At 61.1% G+C, this 16,202-nt stretch carries 17 protein-coding genes; 15 read left to right on the top strand and 2 right to left on the bottom strand.

The genetic code is table 11. The features are described from left to right. Positions 1–2 precede the first annotated feature (2 nt). The 12 genes from mltG (at position 3) to AC3ITY_RS25050 (ending at position 11,740) form a co-directional block, all read left to right on the top strand. On the top strand, positions 3–1,223 hold the full coding sequence (gene mltG, locus AC3ITY_RS25105; protein WP_489305645.1) for an endolytic transglycosylase MltG: 1,221 nt from the start codon (positions 3–5) through the stop codon (positions 1,221–1,223). Positions 1,224–1,242: 19 nt separating this feature from the next. Beyond that, positions 1,243–1,875 carry a dTMP kinase gene (gene tmk, locus AC3ITY_RS25100; RefSeq protein ID WP_151214585.1) on the top strand — a complete coding sequence of 211 codons (633 nt, stop codon included), beginning with the start codon at positions 1,243–1,245 and terminating at the stop codon, positions 1,873–1,875. After that, entirely contained in the window at positions 1,868–2,854 is a 987-nt protein-coding gene (locus AC3ITY_RS25095; protein WP_489305643.1) for a DNA polymerase III subunit delta', read from the top strand. Before tmk ends, AC3ITY_RS25095 begins: the two co-directional genes overlap by 8 nt. 72 nt (positions 2,855–2,926) lie before the next feature. Beyond that, entirely contained in the window at positions 2,927–3,712 is a 786-nt protein-coding gene (locus AC3ITY_RS25090; RefSeq protein WP_489305641.1) for a TatD family hydrolase, read from the top strand. 342 nt (positions 3,713–4,054) lie between these two features. After that, entirely contained in the window at positions 4,055–4,693 is a 639-nt protein-coding gene (locus AC3ITY_RS25085; RefSeq protein WP_007997056.1) for a TetR/AcrR family transcriptional regulator, read from the top strand. A gap of 137 nt (positions 4,694–4,830) precedes the next feature. Continuing rightward, positions 4,831–5,799 (top strand): GTP 3',8-cyclase MoaA, encoded by a 969-nt coding sequence (locus AC3ITY_RS25080; RefSeq protein WP_489305640.1) that lies wholly within the window; start codon positions 4,831–4,833, stop codon positions 5,797–5,799. Between the two features lie 168 nt (positions 5,800–5,967). Further along, a complete protein-coding gene (locus AC3ITY_RS25075) occupies positions 5,968–6,576 on the top strand; it encodes a DUF4823 domain-containing protein (protein WP_489305639.1) in 609 nt (202 codons plus the stop codon). Positions 6,577–6,592: 16 nt separating this feature from the next. Further along, positions 6,593–7,153, top strand: coding sequence for a DUF1285 domain-containing protein (locus tag AC3ITY_RS25070; protein ID WP_489305638.1), 561 nt, complete (start codon positions 6,593–6,595; stop codon positions 7,151–7,153). A gap of 267 nt (positions 7,154–7,420) precedes the next feature. Further along, the gene (locus AC3ITY_RS25065; protein ID WP_489305636.1) at positions 7,421–8,134 is read left to right on the top strand and encodes a GntR family transcriptional regulator; all 714 of its coding nucleotides are present in this window, start codon (positions 7,421–7,423) and stop codon (positions 8,132–8,134) included. Beyond that, complete coding sequence (locus tag AC3ITY_RS25060; protein ID WP_489305635.1) at positions 8,131–9,129, top strand: ADP-ribosylglycohydrolase family protein; 999 nt, start codon at positions 8,131–8,133, stop codon at positions 9,127–9,129. The genes AC3ITY_RS25065 and AC3ITY_RS25060 overlap by 4 nt, the downstream gene beginning before the upstream one ends. A 222-nt stretch (positions 9,130–9,351) precedes the next feature. Then, positions 9,352–10,818 (top strand): purine-cytosine permease family protein, encoded by a 1,467-nt coding sequence (locus AC3ITY_RS25055; RefSeq protein WP_489305634.1) that lies wholly within the window; start codon positions 9,352–9,354, stop codon positions 10,816–10,818. Beyond that, positions 10,811–11,740, top strand: a complete 930-nt coding sequence (locus AC3ITY_RS25050) for a PfkB family carbohydrate kinase (RefSeq protein ID WP_489305632.1) — start codon at positions 10,811–10,813, stop codon at positions 11,738–11,740. Before AC3ITY_RS25055 ends, AC3ITY_RS25050 begins: the two co-directional genes overlap by 8 nt. A gap of 227 nt (positions 11,741–11,967) precedes the next feature. On the opposite strand, the gene AC3ITY_RS25045 is transcribed toward AC3ITY_RS25050, so the two are convergent. Both AC3ITY_RS25045 and AC3ITY_RS25040 read right to left on the bottom strand, forming a co-directional pair. Then, positions 11,968–12,297 (bottom strand): hypothetical protein, encoded by a 330-nt coding sequence (locus AC3ITY_RS25045; protein WP_489305630.1) that lies wholly within the window; start codon positions 12,295–12,297, stop codon positions 11,968–11,970. 81 nt (positions 12,298–12,378) lie between these two features. Beyond that, positions 12,379–13,584, bottom strand: a complete 1,206-nt coding sequence (locus AC3ITY_RS25040) for an MFS transporter (RefSeq protein WP_489305629.1) — start codon at positions 13,582–13,584, stop codon at positions 12,379–12,381. Positions 13,585–13,908: 324 nt separating this feature from the next. On the opposite strand from AC3ITY_RS25040, the gene AC3ITY_RS25035 reads away from it, so the two are divergent. The 3 genes from AC3ITY_RS25035 to AC3ITY_RS25025 all read left to right on the top strand — a co-directional run bounded on the left by AC3ITY_RS25035 (position 13,909) and on the right by AC3ITY_RS25025 (position 16,168). Continuing rightward, positions 13,909–14,391, top strand: a complete 483-nt coding sequence (locus AC3ITY_RS25035; protein WP_095943999.1) for a GNAT family N-acetyltransferase — start codon at positions 13,909–13,911, stop codon at positions 14,389–14,391. Positions 14,392–14,535: 144 nt separating this feature from the next. Then, positions 14,536–15,528 carry a 2-dehydro-3-deoxygalactonokinase gene (locus AC3ITY_RS25030; RefSeq protein ID WP_489305628.1) on the top strand — a complete coding sequence of 331 codons (993 nt, stop codon included), beginning with the start codon at positions 14,536–14,538 and terminating at the stop codon, positions 15,526–15,528. 19 nt (positions 15,529–15,547) lie between these two features. After that, the gene (locus tag AC3ITY_RS25025) at positions 15,548–16,168 is read left to right on the top strand and encodes a 2-dehydro-3-deoxy-6-phosphogalactonate aldolase (RefSeq protein WP_489305626.1); all 621 of its coding nucleotides are present in this window, start codon (positions 15,548–15,550) and stop codon (positions 16,166–16,168) included. Positions 16,169–16,202 lie beyond the last annotated feature (34 nt).

The following is a 16,202-nucleotide window of genomic DNA, read 5'->3' as shown; positions in this document are numbered from 1 at the left end:
ACGTGAGACGTAAACTCTTGCTGCTGCTGGAAACCGGAGTGGTTCTGGCGGGGCTGCTGATGGGTGCTTCAGCCTGGAAAATTCATTCGGCGCTGGTACAGCCGCTGAACATTGCCCAGGAACAATTGCTGGATGTGCCCAAGGGCACCACGCCGACCCGCACCTTCTACCGACTCGAAGCCAATGGCGTCATCAAGGACGCGTTCTGGCTGCGGGTGTATTGGCGCTTCAATCTCGCCAAACAACCCCTGCACAGTGGCGAATATCGCCTGCAACCGGGCATGACCGTCGAAGGCCTGATCGACCTGTGGAAACGCGGGGAAATGGTTCAGTACAGCCTGACCCTGGTCGAAGGCTGGAATTTCCGTCAGGTCCGCGCAGCGCTGGCCAAGGAAGAAAAGCTCGATCATAGCCTCAACGGTTTGAGCGATAGCCAGGTCATGGACAAGCTCGGCCACACCGGGATTTTTCCGGAAGGGCGCTTTTTCCCTGACACCTACCGTTACGTGCGCGGCATGTCCGATATCGAGCTGCTGAAAACCGCTTACGACCGCCTCGACGAAGTGCTGGCCAAGGAGTGGGAGCAGCGCTCTTCCGATGTGCCGTACACCGAGCCCTACCAGGCGCTGATCATGGCTTCGCTGGTGGAAAAGGAAACCGGCGTACCGCAGGAGCGCGGGCAGATTGCCGGCGTGTTTGTGCGCCGCATGGCGATAGGCATGCTGCTGCAGACCGACCCAACGGTGATCTACGGCCTCGGCGACCGCTACAGCGGCAAGCTGACCCGGGCTCATCTCAAGGAATCGACGCCCTATAACACCTACATGAATGCGGGCCTGCCGCCGACCCCGATTTCGATGGTCGGTCGTGAAGCCATCCATGCGGCACTCAATCCGGTGGAGGGCAATAGCCTTTACTTCGTGGCGCGTGGTGACGGCACTCATGTGTTCTCCGACGACCTGGATGCCCACAACAATGCTGTAAAGGAGTTCCAGCTCAAGCGTCGCGCCGATTATCGCTCCAGTCCGGCGCCCGCTACTGCGCCCGAGTTGCCGCCAACCCAGGCTGAGCAAAACGGTACGCAGGAGGCCAAGGCTTCGCAGGAGCAGGCGCCGATCCCGGCCGCTTCGCCGAACACGGCTCCCGAGGCGCTGCCGCAAGATCCGACGCCGGCCCCTGAAACGTCGGCCTCTGATGCCAATGCACCGAAAAGCTCGCAATGACTCTGACTAAGGACTGCCTGTGACTGGCTTGTTTATTACTCTGGAAGGCCCGGAAGGCGCCGGCAAGAGCACCAACCGCGAATACCTGGCCGAGCGCTTGCGCGCCGCCGGCATCGAGGTGGTGCTGACCCGCGAGCCGGGTGGCACGCCGTTGGCCGAGCGCATCCGTGAAGTGCTGTTGGCCCCGGTCGACGAAGTCATGAACCCGGATACCGAGTTGCTGCTGGTGTTCGCGGCACGTGCCCAGCACCTGGCCGAAGTGATTCGTCCGGCGCTGGCCCGCGGTGCCGTGGTCTTGTGTGATCGTTTTACCGATTCGACGTACGCCTATCAGGGCGGCGGTCGCGGTTTGTCGCTGGAGCGCATCGCGACCCTGGAAACCTTCGTTCAGGGTGATCTGCGCCCGGACCTGACGCTGATTTTCGATCTGCCTGTCGAGGTCGGTCTGGCCCGCGCCAGCGCTCGCGGTCGTCTGGATCGCTTCGAGCTCGAAGGCCGGACCTTTTTCGATGCCGTGCGCAGTGCCTTCCTCAAGCGAGCCGAGGCGGATCCGGCGCGTTATGTGCTGGTCGATGCTGCCCAGCCGTTGGCAAAGGTCCAGCAATCGCTGGATGCCTTGCTGCCGCGCCTGCTGGAGTTGAGCCGTGGCTGAGGCCTACCCATGGCAGGAAAGCCTCTGGCAGCAACTGGCCGGTCGCGCCCAGCATGCGCACGCCTACCTGCTGCATGGCCCGGCGGGGATCGGCAAGCGGGCACTGGCCGAGCGCTTGATGGCCAGCCTGTTGTGCCAGCGCCCGAACGCGCTGGAAGCCTGCGGCGAATGCAAATCCTGCCTGCTGCTCAAGGCTGGCAGTCACCCGGATAACTACATCCTGGAACCGGAAGAAGCCGACAAGGCGATCAAGGTCGATCAGGTTCGCGACCTGGTCGGTTTCGTGGTGCAGACCGCGCAGTTGGGCGGGCGCAAAGTGGTGCTGATCGAGCCGGCCGAGTCGATGAACATCAACGCCGCCAACGCCTTGCTCAAAAGCCTTGAAGAACCGTCCGGCGATACCGTTCTGTTGCTGGTCAGCCATCAGCCGAGCCGTTTGTTGCCAACCATCAAGAGTCGCTGCGTGCAGCAGGCCTGTCCGCTGCCGGGCGAGGCCATGAGCTTGAAGTGGCTGGCCCAGGCGTTGCCGGAGTGTTCCGAAGAAGAGCGCGTCGAACTGCTGACGCTGGCCGCCGGTTCGCCACTGGCGGCGGTCAATCTCCAGGCCCAGGGCGTGCGGGAGCAGCGCATGCAAGTGGTGGAGGGGGTGAAGAAACTCCTCAAGCAACAGCAGTCGCCGACGCAATTGGCCGAAGAATGGAAAAATATTCCGATGTTGCGCCTGTTCGATTGGTTCTGCGATTGGTCGAGCTTGATCCTGCGCTATCAGTTGACCCAGGACGAAGCCGGCCTCGGCCTGACCGATATGCGCAAGGTCGTGCAATACCTGGCGCAGAAAAGCGCCCAGGGCAAAGTCCTCGATATCCAGGACTGGATCCTCGCGCAGCGGCAGAAAGTCCTGAGCAAGGCCAATCTTAATCCAGCCTTGTTGCTGGAGGCATTGCTGGTGCAATGGGCGTCGTTGCCTGCCCAACGATGACTGTCTGCGCCTAGACTCTGAGTATCAGAACATCCGACTGTCCCACCCATTCGATACAAGTTGCAGCCCTTTATGCTCGTAGATTCCCATTGTCACCTTGATCGCCTCGACCTGGTCGCCCACGACGGCTCCCTGGATGCTGCCCTGGATGCTGCCCGACAGCGCGGGGTAGGGCACTTTCTGTGTATCGGAGTCAGCGCGGACAATGCGGCCGACGTCAAAGCCCTGGCCGAACGTTATGACGACGTCGACTGCTCGGTGGGTGTGCACCCTCTGGATGTGCAGCCGGGTGCCGCGCCGGCGCTGGACTGGCTGTTGCAGGAGCTCAATCACCCGCGGGTGGTGGCGATTGGCGAAACAGGCCTCGACTACCACTACGAGCCGGAAGCTGCAGAGTTGCAGCAGGAATCCTTCCGCCTGCACCTGCAAGCTGCGCAACAGACCGGCAAACCGGTGATCATCCATACCCGTGGCGCCCGCGCCGATACCCTGGACTTGCTGCGTGAAGCGGCACTGCCCCAGGCAGGCGTATTGCATTGCTTTACCGAAGACTGGGAGATGGCGAAGGCTGCGCTGGACATGGGCTATTACATTTCCCTGTCCGGGATTGTCACTTTCCGCAATGCCGACGCGTTGCGCGATGTGGCCAGCAAGGTGCCGGCTGACCGATTGCTGGTGGAAACCGACTCGCCGTACCTGGCGCCGATTCCCTATCGCGGCAAGCCAAACCTGCCGCAGTACGTGCGTGAAGTTGCGGAATTTCTGGCAATGTTGCGTGGTGAGCCCTACGAGCGGTTTGCCGAGCAAACCACGGCGAATTTCAAGCGACTGTTCCCGCTGGCACACGTAAAAGGTTAAATCGCAGGCAAAAAAAACCCGGGTTCTGGGGGGTGAATCCGGGTTAAGACCATTAGGAGTAAAACAATGGCACGCGGTCCGTTGGTACCAATATCGGCGTGACACTTGGGGGAGATGCCCCGCCGACAGTTCAAGTATTGATCAGGATTGCGCCTCGTCCAGTTTGGCGGCCCGGGTTTTTAAACAAATTTGGAATACGTGCGCTTCGGAAGAGTTCTCATCACCCTGTAAACGTGCGCGGAATGACCAGAAAGCGCAGATATGGTCGGATGATCCGTGCATTTTTGCGTAAGTTAGGCATAATACGCGGCTTCGAATTTTGACCCCGACAGACCTTTTCTTATGCATAAAGAACCTCGTAAGGTCCGTGAATTCCGTCGCCGCGAGCAGGAAATTCTCGATACCGCGCTCAAGCTGTTCCTCGAACAAGGTGAAGACAGTGTCACCGTCGAGATGATTGCTGATGCCGTCGGTATCGGCAAAGGCACGATCTACAAGCACTTCAAATCCAAGGCGGAAATCTATCTGCGCCTGATGCTCGACTACGAGCGCGATTTGAACGCTCTGTTGCATTCGGCCGATGTCGACAAGGACAAGGAAGCCCTGTCCCGGGCCTACTTCGAATTCCGCATGCGCGATCCACAACGCTATCGCCTGTTCGACCGCCTCGAAGAAAAAGTGGTCAAGGGCAACCAGGTGCCGGAGATGATCGAGGAACTGCACAAGATCCGTGCCTCGAACTTCGAACGCCTGACCCTGCTGATCAAGGGCCGGATCAGCGAAGGCAAGCTGGAAGACGTGCCACCTTACTTCCACTATTGCGCATCCTGGGCGCTGGTGCACGGTGCCGTCGCGCTGTATCACTCGCCGTTCTGGAGCAATGTGCTGGAAGATCAGGAAGGTTTCTTCCAGTTCCTGATGGACATCGGCGTGCGCATGGGCAACAAGCGCAAGCGCGACACCGACACTCCCAGCAGCTGAGCCATTCAGTTGCCTTATTGCGCCATGATTTCGCTACTTGGCGCAGTACCGCAGGAATATACTCAGGTAGAGGACTTGCTAAAACTTGATTTCTGAGTCAAGTTTTAGTGGCCCGATATTCTTCCGCCGGAGTGACCATGATCGTTGATCGTCAAGGCAGGCGTTTTCGCAACTTGCGAATCAGCCTGACCTCAGCCTGCAATTACGCCTGTACCTACTGCGTGCCCAACGGCAAGCGGCTGGTGGCTGCGCAGGATGAATTGTCGGCCGAAGCCATGGCGCGCGGCGTGGCTTATCTGATTGAAGCGGCGGGCATCGAGCGTCTGCGCATTACCGGTGGCGAGCCGCTGGTCAGCCCGAAACTCGAAGCGTTCATGACGGCGGTCGGGCAGATGGGCCTTGAAGACATCAGCCTGACCACCAATGGCCAGTTGCTAGCGAAGAAACTGCCGCTGCTGCTGAACGCCGGCATTCGGCGCCTCAACGTTTCCCTCGATACCCTCGACGCCAGTGCGTTCCGTGGCATTGCCCGGGGCGGCGACCTGGCCACCGTGCTCAACGGCATGAGCGAGGCCAGTGCGGCCGGCATGAAGATCAAGGTCAACATGGTGCCGCTGCGCGGGCAGAACCTTGATCAAGTGATGCCGCTGCTCGACTACTGCCTGGAGCGCGGTTATGAACTGCGCTTTATCGAGCTGATGCGCATGGGCCACCTGGCCAACGATTCCAATGCCTTTCTGCAACAGTTCGTCAGCCTCCAGCAATTGCTGAGCCTGATCGGCGAGCGCTACGAATATCTGCAAGCCGACGCGCCCGTCGATGCGACAGCGGTGCGCTATGAAATTCCGGGGCAAGGCCATTTCGGCGTGATCGCCAACGAAAGTGTGCCTTTCTGCCGTACCTGCTCGCGCCTTCGTTTGTCTTCTACCGGGTGGCTGCATGGCTGCCTGTCGTCGAGCAATCGCCATTACATCGGCGACCTGCTGGACAAGCCGCGCCACCAGGCGCTGCCGGCCTTGCAGAGGCTTCTGGTGAAAGCCTTGGGTGACAAGCAGGAAGTGGCGTTCTCTGGTGGCGCGACCGTGATGAAAATCATCGGCGGCTGATCCTGCGCAATCGCGAGCAAGCTCGCTCTCACAGGTGATACGCAATTCCCTGTGGGAGCGAGCCTGCTCGCGATGCGATCTGTCAGATGCTGATGTTAATGAGCTGGCGCGGAAGCTGCATCCTACGGCCATTCGCCGGTTTTCCGACACCGGCCTCTGGAGGATAGGATGCGTAGCCTGGTTTTGCTGCTGGCCGTTTTGGCACTTGGTGGCTGCATGAACGTCAGCGATATGGCCGAAGGGACTCGTTACCATATGAGCGATGCGGGATTGCTCGACCATAGTGACAGCCATCGTGTAAACAACCTGCGCATTCAGCCGGACTCGTTCGTCTACATCGCCCAGGGCGCTTTCATGCCGCCAGGTAGCGCCGTTTACCCGCGGCCCAACGTGATTGCCGAAGTCGCGTTCGATGGCTTCGTCGAATACTTCCCTATGGTCCGCCGTGCCCGTACGCCGGAAGGCCTCGACCAGGCCATGGGCGCCGCCCGTGCCGCCGGTGCGCACTATCTGCTCTACACTCGCTTCGCCAAGTCTGACGACCGTATCGGCAACTCGGACGAGTGGCTGGATCAGGAGGCCCTGGATCGTCTCGGCATCGACAGCGGTATGATTCAGATCATGTTGATCGAGACCAGCACCCAGTATTTGATTGATACTGCGACCATCAAGAGTCGTGGCGGTTTACTGACGTTCCACGATAAAAAACCCGAAGACCTGATGGGCCCGCCGCTGGAGCAATATGCGCGCAGCCTGCTGGGGCTCAGCGACCAGTAATTTCAAGGAGAACACCATGAGTGGCCCGCAAAAAGCCAACGACCTGCTGGGGCAAATCCCCAAGACCAAAGGCTTGCCGCCGGTGCACCTGTGGAATCCCGATTTCTGCGGCGACATCGACATGCGCATCGCCCGAGACGGCACCTGGTATTACCTGGGCACGCCGATCGGGCGCAAGCCGATGGTCAAGCTGTTCTCCACTATCATCCGCCGCGATGGCGATGATTATTTCCTGATCACTCCGGTCGAAAAGGTCGGCATCAAGGTCGACGATGCACCGTTCGTGGCGATTGCCGTCGATGTGGAAGGCGAGGACGAGGCGCAGCTGTTGCGCTTTACCACCAACGTTGATGAATTCACCGAGGCCGGTGCCGGGCATCCGATGCGCGTGGTCATCGACCCGGTAACGCAAGAGCCAGCCCCTTACGTACATGTGCGCAGCAATCTTGAAGCGTTGATCCATCGCAACGTGTTCTATCAATTGGTGGAGCTGGCAGTGAGTCGCGAGATCGACGGCCAGCGTTGGCTGGGTGTCTGGAGCGGCGGCGAGTTCTTCCCCATCGGTCTTGAGCCCTGACATATAACCCTGTGGGAGCGTGCTTGCTCGCGAAAGCGCTGGGTCAGTCGACATTTGTGTTGGATTTGACTCCGTCTTCGCGAGCGAGCCCGCTCCCACAGTTGATCTGTGTCGACCACAGGTTCCAGGTTCGCTGCAAATCCCTTGCGGGAGCAAGCCTGCTCGCGATTTGACCGCGCAGCGGTCACTGCCCAAACGCCATTCCTTCCGTCACTTCCCTGAAATATTCCTTGCCCGCCCGAACCCGTTTCGGTTATCACTTTGTACATGATTAGACAGGTACGATTTGACAAGAAACAACGGGTGGTCGACGAACTCATCCGGCGCATCGAAGGCGGCCTCCTGCAGGACGGTTTTCATTTGCCGGGCGAGCATCAGTTGGCTCAGGAATTCAACGTCAGCCGAGGCACTTTGCGTGAGGCCCTGGCCGAATTGAAACGGCGCAACTACATCGCGACGCAGAGCGGGGTGGGCTCCATCGTCACGTTTGACGGAGTGGTACTCGACCAGCGCAGCGGCTGGGCGCAGGCGCTGGCCGACAGCGGGGCGCTGGTCAATACCGAAGTGTTGCGGCTGGAGGCGGTAACCCGTCCTGACCTGCTGTCGCGTTTCGGTACCGACAAATTCATTACCCTCGACCGTCGCCGCCGTTCCAATGACGGCACGCTGGTCTCCCTCGAACGTTCATTGATGCCCGCCACCGGCGGTCTGGAAAGCCTGCCGCGTGTGGGGCTGATCGACAACTCCCTGACCATCACCCTGGCCGCTTACGGCTATATCGGTGAACGTGGCGATCAATGGATCGGTGCCGAGCCGTTGAATGCTGCAGATGCCGAACTGCTCGGCCGCCCCGAAGGCACGGTATTCCTCAAGGCCTTGCGCACCACCTACGACCGGCAAAACCGCTTCATGGAGCAAGTGGAAAGTTTGCTCGACCCTGTGCATTTTCGCCTGCACCTGCAATTTGGAACTTCGAAATGACTGCGCTCAACCGTGCCTTGGGCGCGTTCTATGGACTGGCCCTGGGTGATGCCCTGGGCATGCCGACCCAATCTTTGAGCCGCGTTGAAATCCAGGCGCGCTTTGGTGAAATCACCGACCTGCAAGACGCCGGCCCCGATCAGCCGATTGCCGCCAACATGCCCAAAGGCTCGATTACCGACGACACCGAACAGGCGATCCTGGTCGGCCAGTTGTTGATTGACGGCGGGGGCAAGATCGAACCGTCGGTGCTCGCACAGCGTTTGATCGAATGGGAGGCGGTGATGCAGGCCAAGGGCTCGCAGGATCTGCTCGGCCCTTCGACCAAGCGCGCCATCGAGATGATCCTCGCCGGCCATTCGCCGGAAGAAGCGGGGCGCTACGGCACCACCAATGGCGCCGCGATGCGCATTACGCCTGTGGGGATCGCGGCGAATGTCGCCGATCCGCAGCGTTTCATTGAAGCGGTCGTGCAGGCCTGTCAGGTCACCCACAACACCACGCTGGGGATCTCCAGCGCGGCGGCGGTGGCGGCGGTGGTGTCTGCTGGCATCAACGGCATGGACCTGGGCCAAGCGTTGAACCTCGGCCAGCATATCGCCCAGCAAGCAGAAAGCCATGGCCATTGGGTGGCCGGTGGACGCATTGCCTCGCGCATCAGTTGGGCGCGGAGCATCAGCGTCGATCATGACAACGGTTTGTTGGCAGATTTACTGTACGACGTGATCGGCACATCGGTGGCTTCCCAGGAGTCGGTGGTGGTGTCGTTCGCCCTGGCCCAGCAAGTGGCCATCGGTGAAATGAACGCCTTCGATGCACTGTGCATGGCCGCCAGCCTGGGCGGCGACACGGATACCATCGCGGCGATTCTGGGCGCGATGCTTGGGGCCTGTTTGGGTCTTGAGAGCTGGCCTGTCGAGATGATCGACAAGGTCAAGGTGGTCAATAATCTGGAGCTTGAGCCCCTTGTGAAAGGACTACTCGTCCTGCGTTGATTGAACTGACGCTTTCGCGGGCAAGCCCGCTCCCACAGGTTTAGTGCAAGCCTCAGGGTTCACGCTGTACCTGTGGGAGCAGGCTTGCCCGCGAAGGGCGCACCGCGCAATCAAGATTATTCACCCGCAAAGGAGCGCACGAACTTGGCCAGGATGGCCGGGCTGTTGTGTCGATTTCCCGAATTGCCCACAACCACAACAAATGGCAACAGGAGCATTTTCATGAGTTCAACCAACGCCGGGCAAAGCGCCGGGCAACTGGAAACCCGTGGCATCGAACCGGTGCCGGAGGCTGAGTGCAACGGGCATCCGCTGCAACTGTTCTGGGTCTGGTTCGCCGCCAACATTTCCATCCTCGGCCTGCCGCTGGGCGCGACCCTCGTGGCCTTTCGCGGGTTGGCGATCTGGCAGGCGGTCATTGTCGCGATCATCGGTGCCGCCGGTTCCTTCGCGGTGGTCGGGATCATCTCCATCGCCGGCCGTCGTGGCCGTGCGCCGAGCCTGACCTTGTCGCGAGCGATCTTCGGTGTGCGCGGCAACATCGGCCCGACCCTGGTTTCGCTGATGTCGCGCCTGGGCTGGGAAACCGTCAACACCACCACGGCCGCGTTCGTGCTGCTGTCTCTGTGCTCGATCCTGTTCGGCTCGCCGGTGCAAGCCAAGAGCGCGCCGGTGCTGACCCTGGTGTTCATCGCGATTTTCGTGTTGCTGACCTTGTCGGTGTCCGGCCTCGGCCATGCGACATTGCTGGTGATTCAGAAGTGGGCGACCTACGTTTTCGGCGGGTTGAACATTCTGGTTGGCGGCTTCCTCTGCGCGACCATCGACTGGAGCGCGGTGTTCAACGCAACGCCTGCGCCGCTCAGCGCGATGATCATCGGCGTCGGCACCATGGCCGCCGGCACCGGCATCGGTTGGGCCAACGCCGGTGCGGACATGTCGCGCTACCAGCACCGCAGCGTCAAGGCGGTGCGTCTGGTGGCGTCGGCGGCGTTCGGCGCGGGGATTCCGCTGGTGTTGCTGATCACCCTCGGCGGCCTGCTGTCGGTGGGCAACAACGACCTGGCCCAGGCCACTGACCCGATCATCGCGATCCGCGACATGTTGCCGACCTGGATGGCCGTGCCGTATCTGATCACCGCGTTCGGTGGCCTGCTGCTGTCGAACAACCTGTCGGTGTACTCCGCCGGCCTGACCACGCTGACCCTGGGTTTGAAGGTCAAACGCGTCTATGCGGTGGTGGTGGACATCGTCGCGATCTTCGCCGGTTCGATCTACTTCATGCTGATCGCCGACAGTTTCTACGGCCCGTTCATTACCTTCATTTCCCTGCTGGCGGTGCCGATCACTGCGTGGGTCGGGATCTTCGTGGTCGACCTGATTCACCGTCACTACTACAGCCCCAAGGACCTGCTGGACGTCAGCCCGAGCAGTGCCTACTGGTATCTCGGCGGCATCGAGTGGCGTGCCTTCGGTGCCTGGGCAATCGCCATTGTGCTGGGCTTCAGCTTCACCACCATTGGCACCACGGCGGAAAATATCTGGTTCAAGGGTTTCCTGGCCGACTCGTGGCTGGGCCACAACGGCCTCGGCTGGATCGTGACCTTCGTGGTGGCTGGCGGGATTTATTTCGTACTCGGCGGGGCGAAAGATCGTCGCGCCACGCAGGTCGAGAACGCTCATGCCTAGAATGCTGCACACCGGCCAGGTCATCATCGACCTGGTCATGGCCGTGGACAAACTGCCCGAGGCGGGCGGCGACGTGCTGGCACAGTCCGCCAGTTTCGAGGCCGGCGGTGGCTTCAATGTGATGGCGGCCGCACAGCGTAACGGATTGCCGGTGGTCTACCTCGGCCGCCATGGCACCGGCCGATTCGGTGACCTGGCCCGTGACGCGATGAATGCCGAAGGCATCCGCATCGGCATTGCCGGCCGCGCCGGGCGCGATACCGGGCTGTGCATCGCCATCACAGACGCTTCAGCGGAGCGCAGCTTCGTGTCCTACATCGGCGCCGAGGGCGAGTTGAGCGCCGAGGACCTGGCCAGTGTGCCGGTGGAGGCGGGCGACTATGTTTACGTCAGCGGCTACAGCCTGCTGCACGTCGGCAAGGCGCAAGCGCTGGTGGATTGGACGCTGGCGCTGCCGGGCGCAGTCAACGTGGTGTTCGATCCGGGGCCGCTGGTGGATTCGCCGGACGAGCCGATGATGCAAGCCTTGCTCGCACGCATCGATGTGTGGACCAGCAATGCCGTGGAGGCGCTGAAATTTACCGGCGCGTCGGACATTGCCGAGGCGCTGGATTGCCTGGCCAGACATCTGCCGGCCAAAGTGCTGATGGTGGTACGCGACGGGCCCAACGGTTGCTGGATCAGCCAGGGCGGCGAGCGTCGGCATGTGTCGGGATTCAAGGTCGACGCGGTGGACAGCAATGGTGCGGGCGATGCCCATGCCGGTGTGTTTGTGGCGGGACTGGCGCAAGGTTTGTCGGCCTTCGATGCGGCGCAGCGGGCCAATGCGGCGGCGGCGCTGGCGGTCACCCGTTGGGGCCCGGCGACTTCGCCGGGGGCGGCTGAAGTGGATGAGTTGATCCACATGACTTTCAGCGACTGATCCATTGTCATCGCGAGCAGGTTCGCTCCCACAGGGTTTTGCGTTCGCACATCGAATTTGTGGTCTGGCACAGATCCTGTGGGAGCGGGCTTGCCCGCGAAGAGGCCCTAAAACTCCACACATGATCCGGCACTCACTTGCCTTGCGCAGCGCCTCAATCAATTCCTGTCTGCACATTCCTGATAACGCAATATTCTTCGCTCCAGCTTCTGTCCTCAAATTGGCAACTATTGACTGTCATCGTCGTCATCACCCGAGCTGCCGCTAGTGGTCGAGCCGAGTCCGCCGCTGCTGGGTGTTTTGCTGCCTGGCAAACTCATACCGCCCTGACGTCCCGCGTCATTGCCTTGAACCCGCGGGTCGGTGCCGGTGGAGGGCGGCAGGTTGTGGTCGATCGTGGTGCCATCGGTATTCATGCCGGGGGCACTCTTGATGGCGGGGGCCCTGGGTTTTTCCACCGGATTGGTCGGGCCGGTGCTCGAGCCGATGGTCCCGGCGAAGGCGGCACAGGACAAAAGGGCAGTGAGAACAAGGGCGGTCAACCTGGACAGGATCATGGTGTTGTCTCCAACGAGTAGAGTCCTTACCTGATTAGTACGCCCTCGACCCGGATGGGTGCATTGTTAGCGACGAACGGCTCAGGCCTGCTCCAATGCGCTAACCGCTGTGGCGCTACGCCAGACCAATCGGCCTACGGTGATCAACCAGTTGAGCGCAGCCACTGCCAACACCGTGAGCAACAGCGTGGCCATGCCTTGCTCGACGATGATTTTTCCGGCCAGCAGCGGAAAGCCGAACACGCCGATGAAGTACGACAGGCTGAACAGCAGCAAGGATTGTGCGGTGGTGCCGTTCGGCGCTTCATTGGCGGCCAGGCCGTTGATCACCGAGTAGGTCAGGCCGTAACCGATCCCGAGCATCACCGCCGCGAGCACGTAGCTGAAGCTGCTGTCGACGAAAAAACCGAACATCACGATTGAGGCCAGCATCAACCCCGAAAGCACACACGATGCACGGAACGGGTCGCGCTTGACCACGAAACCGGCAACCAGCATGCGGCCGCTGATCGCCGCGCTCATGAAGCCGAGGAAGAACAGCGAATAGTCGAGCGAGCGTGCCGCGGCATAGCTGGTTTGAAAGCTCGACAGACCGCCGAACACGCAGCCGCCGAGGCCAACCATGATGATCGGGAATACGGCCCTGGACGACAGCACCTGACCCGCTGCGCGCCAGGAAATCCGCGACATGCTGCCAGATTGCGCGGGCGCCTGTTTCAATTGTCGATCCAGGCGCCAGAACAGCAATACGCCGATCAGGCTGGCCAGCGCCGCCAGATAAAACGCCGCGGTCACCGGGTAGCCGAGCGCACTCGCCGCGCGGCCGAGCAACGGGCCGCTGCCGATCCCGGTCATCATGCTGCCCGACAGCAGGGCGAAGTATTTGGCGCGCTGCGAGGGTGTCACCAGACTCGCCACGATGATTGGCCCAAGGGTGTAGAACACACCCCAGCCCAGGCCCAGCAGCAGCCCGAAGAACAACAGCAGATGACCGAAGCCAGGGGTCAGGGCGAAGCCCAGGCTGGCCGCTACCAGCAATACTCCGAACAGTGCCACCGAACGGGCGGCGCCAAGCAAGTCGGACAAATGACCGGAAACAATCACCGCCGCAAAGGTGCTGAGCATCGCCGCCGAAATCACGCTCCCTGCATCGTGTTCGTTACCGCCGCGAGAACCAATCAGCAACGACAGCAAAAACGTCGAGCCGTAGGACAGCGACAACAGGTAACTGGCGAGGCAAAACAGGCCGAACAGCTTGCTTGAAACTGGGGGTGTTGCGGTAGACATGACGCGGTTCCTTGACCGGCTAAATGGGCAGCGCAGCTATCTAACCACGCAGTGCCCAAATGTTAGGTCCGAGGTTATCGATTCCAGGGTTAGTGTTGGCCGGAGTAAAGCTTCCAGACACTTTTGTGGCGGATCAGCATTTGTGGCGAGGGGGCTTGCCCCCGTTGGCCTGCGAAGCAGGCCCTTTCTCAGCGATTGCGTTACACCAGAAAGACTCCAGTGTTTTTATTGGGGTTGCTGCGTAACCCAACAGGGGCAAGCCCCCTCGCCACAAGTACCGCGCCGACTTAGTATGGCGTTTTCCACTTTTGACAAGGCACGTCCATGACGATCGAAATCCGCCCGGCGACCCCCAGTGACGCACCGCAAATCCTCGCGTTCATCACTGAACTGGCCGACTACGAACGTGCCCGCCATGAAGTCATCGCCAGCGTTGCCGATATCGAGCGCAGCCTGTTCAGCGAAGGCGCCACCGCCCATGGCCTGATCTGCCTGCGCGACGGTGCACCCATCGGTTTCGCGGTGTTCTTCTTCAGCTATTCCACCTGGCTTGGCAGCAATTGCCTGTACCTCGAAGACCTCTACATCACCCCGCAACAGCGCGGCGGTGGTGCGGGCAAGACCCTGCTGCGGCATCTGGCAAAAATCGCCTGCGCCAACGACTGCGGCCGTTTCGAGTGGAGCGTGCTGGAGTGGAATACGCCGGCCATCGATTTCTACAAATCCCTGGGGGCGCAGCCGCAGGAGGAGTGGGTGCGCTATCGGATGGATGGGGCGGTGTTGCGGGATTTCGCAGCGGGTAACTGATCGCTTCTAAAAGATCGCAGCCTTCGGGCTGCGATTTTTTGTCTTGTCTCATAATATGGGATTGATATTTATATATTGAGATTTGTCCCGGCGCAGGTTTATAGTCCCGCTCACTCACTGCCAATAACCAAAACAGGTGAAGCGATGCAGGCGCAATTGATCGCGCTCGACTGGGGGACAACCTCATTACGTGCTTACAAACTGGCTGAAGACGGGCAAGTGCTCGAACAGCGTTCGCTGTCGTCGGGGATCATGCAGCTGCCGAAAGCGCCGCGAATCATTGGCGGCCGGGAATGCGCCGATGGTTTCGAACTGGCCTTCGATGAGGCTTGCGGCGACTGGCTCGATGCCCAGCCGGATTTGCCGGTGATTGCCTGCGGCATGGTCGGCAGCGCCCAGGGTTGGAGCGAAGCGGCCTACCGTGACACGCCGGCGAACGTCGCCACGCTCGGTACTTCCTTGCAAACCGTGCGTAGCCTGCGCGGCGTCGATGTGCACATCGTGCCCGGCGTCATCGAGCGTTCGCCTTTGCCGAACGTGATGCGCGGCGAAGAAACCCAGGTGCTCGGCGTGCTGCAAAACCTGACAGGCGAGGCGGGCGCTGATCTGCTGATCGGTCTGCCGGGCAGCCATTCGAAATGGGTGGAAGTGGCCGACGGCTGCATCGTGCACTTCGACACTTTCATGACCGGCGAAGTCTTCGCCGTGCTCAGTCAACACAGCATTCTCGGGCGCACCCAACAATGTGGCGCGTCTTTCGATGGCGATGCGTTTGATCGCGGCGTGCGGGTCGCGTTGTCGGCGGATGGTGAAATCGGTCCGCTGTCGACGATGTTCAGCGCCCGCAGTCTCAGGCTGACCGGTGAGTTGAGCGCCACCGCCCAGGCGGACTATCTGTCCGGCCTGCTGATCGGCCATGAGTTGGTGGCCCTGGCCAATGTCCAGCGGCGCCGGCGCAACAGCGTGCACCTGCCTTCGATCATCCTCATCGGCAACACCCAACTCTGTGCCCGCTACAGCCGCGCGCTCGACGTCTGCGGTTTTGCCCGGGTAACCCTGGCCGAACAGGCCACAGAACGCGGATTGTGGCAATTGGCACTGGCTGCCGGCCTGGTCACGTGCACCGCATCCCGTTAAACCTGACTGGAGTCCTGACATGCTCAAACAAGCCCTGGCGCAAAACGGCCTGATCGCGATCCTGCGCGGCCTGCGTCCGCAGGAAGCAGCCGCCATCGGCGAAGTCCTGTACGCCGCCGGATTTCGCGTCATTGAAGTGCCGCTCAATTCCCCTGAGCCGTACGAAAGTATCCGCATCCTGCGCAGTACCTTGCCCGCCGATTGTCTGATCGGTGCCGGCACGGTGTTGACGCCGGAACAGGTCGAGCAAGTGAAAGCCGCGGGCGGCCAGGTGATCGTCATGCCCCACAGCGATCCGAAGGTTTTGCGCGCGGCGAAAGCGGCGGGGCTGTACCTGTCGCCGGGTGTCGCCACGCCGACCGAAGCTTTCGCGGCACTGGCTGAAGGCGCGGACGTGCTGAAGATGTTCCCGGCCGAGCAGATGGGCCCGGCAGTCGTCAAAGCCTGGCTCGCGGTGCTGCCGGCCGGAACCCTTCTGGCGCCGGTCGGCGGGATCACGCCGGACAACATGCAGTCGTTCATCGACGCCGGCGTCAAAGGTTTCGGCCTCGGCTCCGGTCTGTTCAAACCGGGCATGACGCCTGCGCAAGTGGCGGCCAATGCCAAGGTCTACGTCGCTGCCTGGAAAGCCCTTCGCTAAGACTTCTTTGAGCGCCGAGCGCGCTGCATCTAAT

Source organism: Pseudomonas sp. GL_091 (assembly GCF_057837725.1).
This window is presented reverse-complemented; position numbering and strand designations above follow the sequence as displayed.

Excerpts from the sequence above, each read along its gene's own strand:
- AC3ITY_RS25050 (WP_489305632.1), top strand. The coding sequence starts at position 10,811 with ATGCCTAGAATGCTGCACACCGGCCAGGTCATCATCGACCTGGTCATG.
- AC3ITY_RS25090 (WP_489305641.1), top strand. The coding sequence starts at position 2,927 with ATGCTCGTAGATTCCCATTGTCACCTTGATCGCCTCGACCTGGTCGCC.
- AC3ITY_RS25070 (WP_489305638.1), top strand. The coding sequence starts at position 6,593 with ATGAGTGGCCCGCAAAAAGCCAACGACCTGCTGGGGCAAATCCCCAAG.
- AC3ITY_RS25035 (WP_095943999.1), top strand. The coding sequence starts at position 13,909 with ATGACGATCGAAATCCGCCCGGCGACCCCCAGTGACGCACCGCAAATC.
- AC3ITY_RS25060 (WP_489305635.1), top strand. The coding sequence starts at position 8,131 with ATGACTGCGCTCAACCGTGCCTTGGGCGCGTTCTATGGACTGGCCCTG.
- AC3ITY_RS25080 (WP_489305640.1), top strand. The coding sequence starts at position 4,831 with ATGATCGTTGATCGTCAAGGCAGGCGTTTTCGCAACTTGCGAATCAGC.
- AC3ITY_RS25075 (WP_489305639.1), top strand. The coding sequence starts at position 5,968 with ATGCGTAGCCTGGTTTTGCTGCTGGCCGTTTTGGCACTTGGTGGCTGC.
- AC3ITY_RS25045 (WP_489305630.1), bottom strand. The coding sequence starts at position 12,297 with ATGATCCTGTCCAGGTTGACCGCCCTTGTTCTCACTGCCCTTTTGTCC.
- AC3ITY_RS25030 (WP_489305628.1), top strand. The coding sequence starts at position 14,536 with ATGCAGGCGCAATTGATCGCGCTCGACTGGGGGACAACCTCATTACGT.
- AC3ITY_RS25055 (WP_489305634.1), top strand. The coding sequence starts at position 9,352 with ATGAGTTCAACCAACGCCGGGCAAAGCGCCGGGCAACTGGAAACCCGT.
- AC3ITY_RS25065 (WP_489305636.1), top strand. The coding sequence starts at position 7,421 with ATGATTAGACAGGTACGATTTGACAAGAAACAACGGGTGGTCGACGAA.
- AC3ITY_RS25025 (WP_489305626.1), top strand. The coding sequence starts at position 15,548 with ATGCTCAAACAAGCCCTGGCGCAAAACGGCCTGATCGCGATCCTGCGC.
- AC3ITY_RS25040 (WP_489305629.1), bottom strand. The coding sequence starts at position 13,584 with ATGTCTACCGCAACACCCCCAGTTTCAAGCAAGCTGTTCGGCCTGTTT.
- AC3ITY_RS25085 (WP_007997056.1), top strand. The coding sequence starts at position 4,055 with ATGCATAAAGAACCTCGTAAGGTCCGTGAATTCCGTCGCCGCGAGCAG.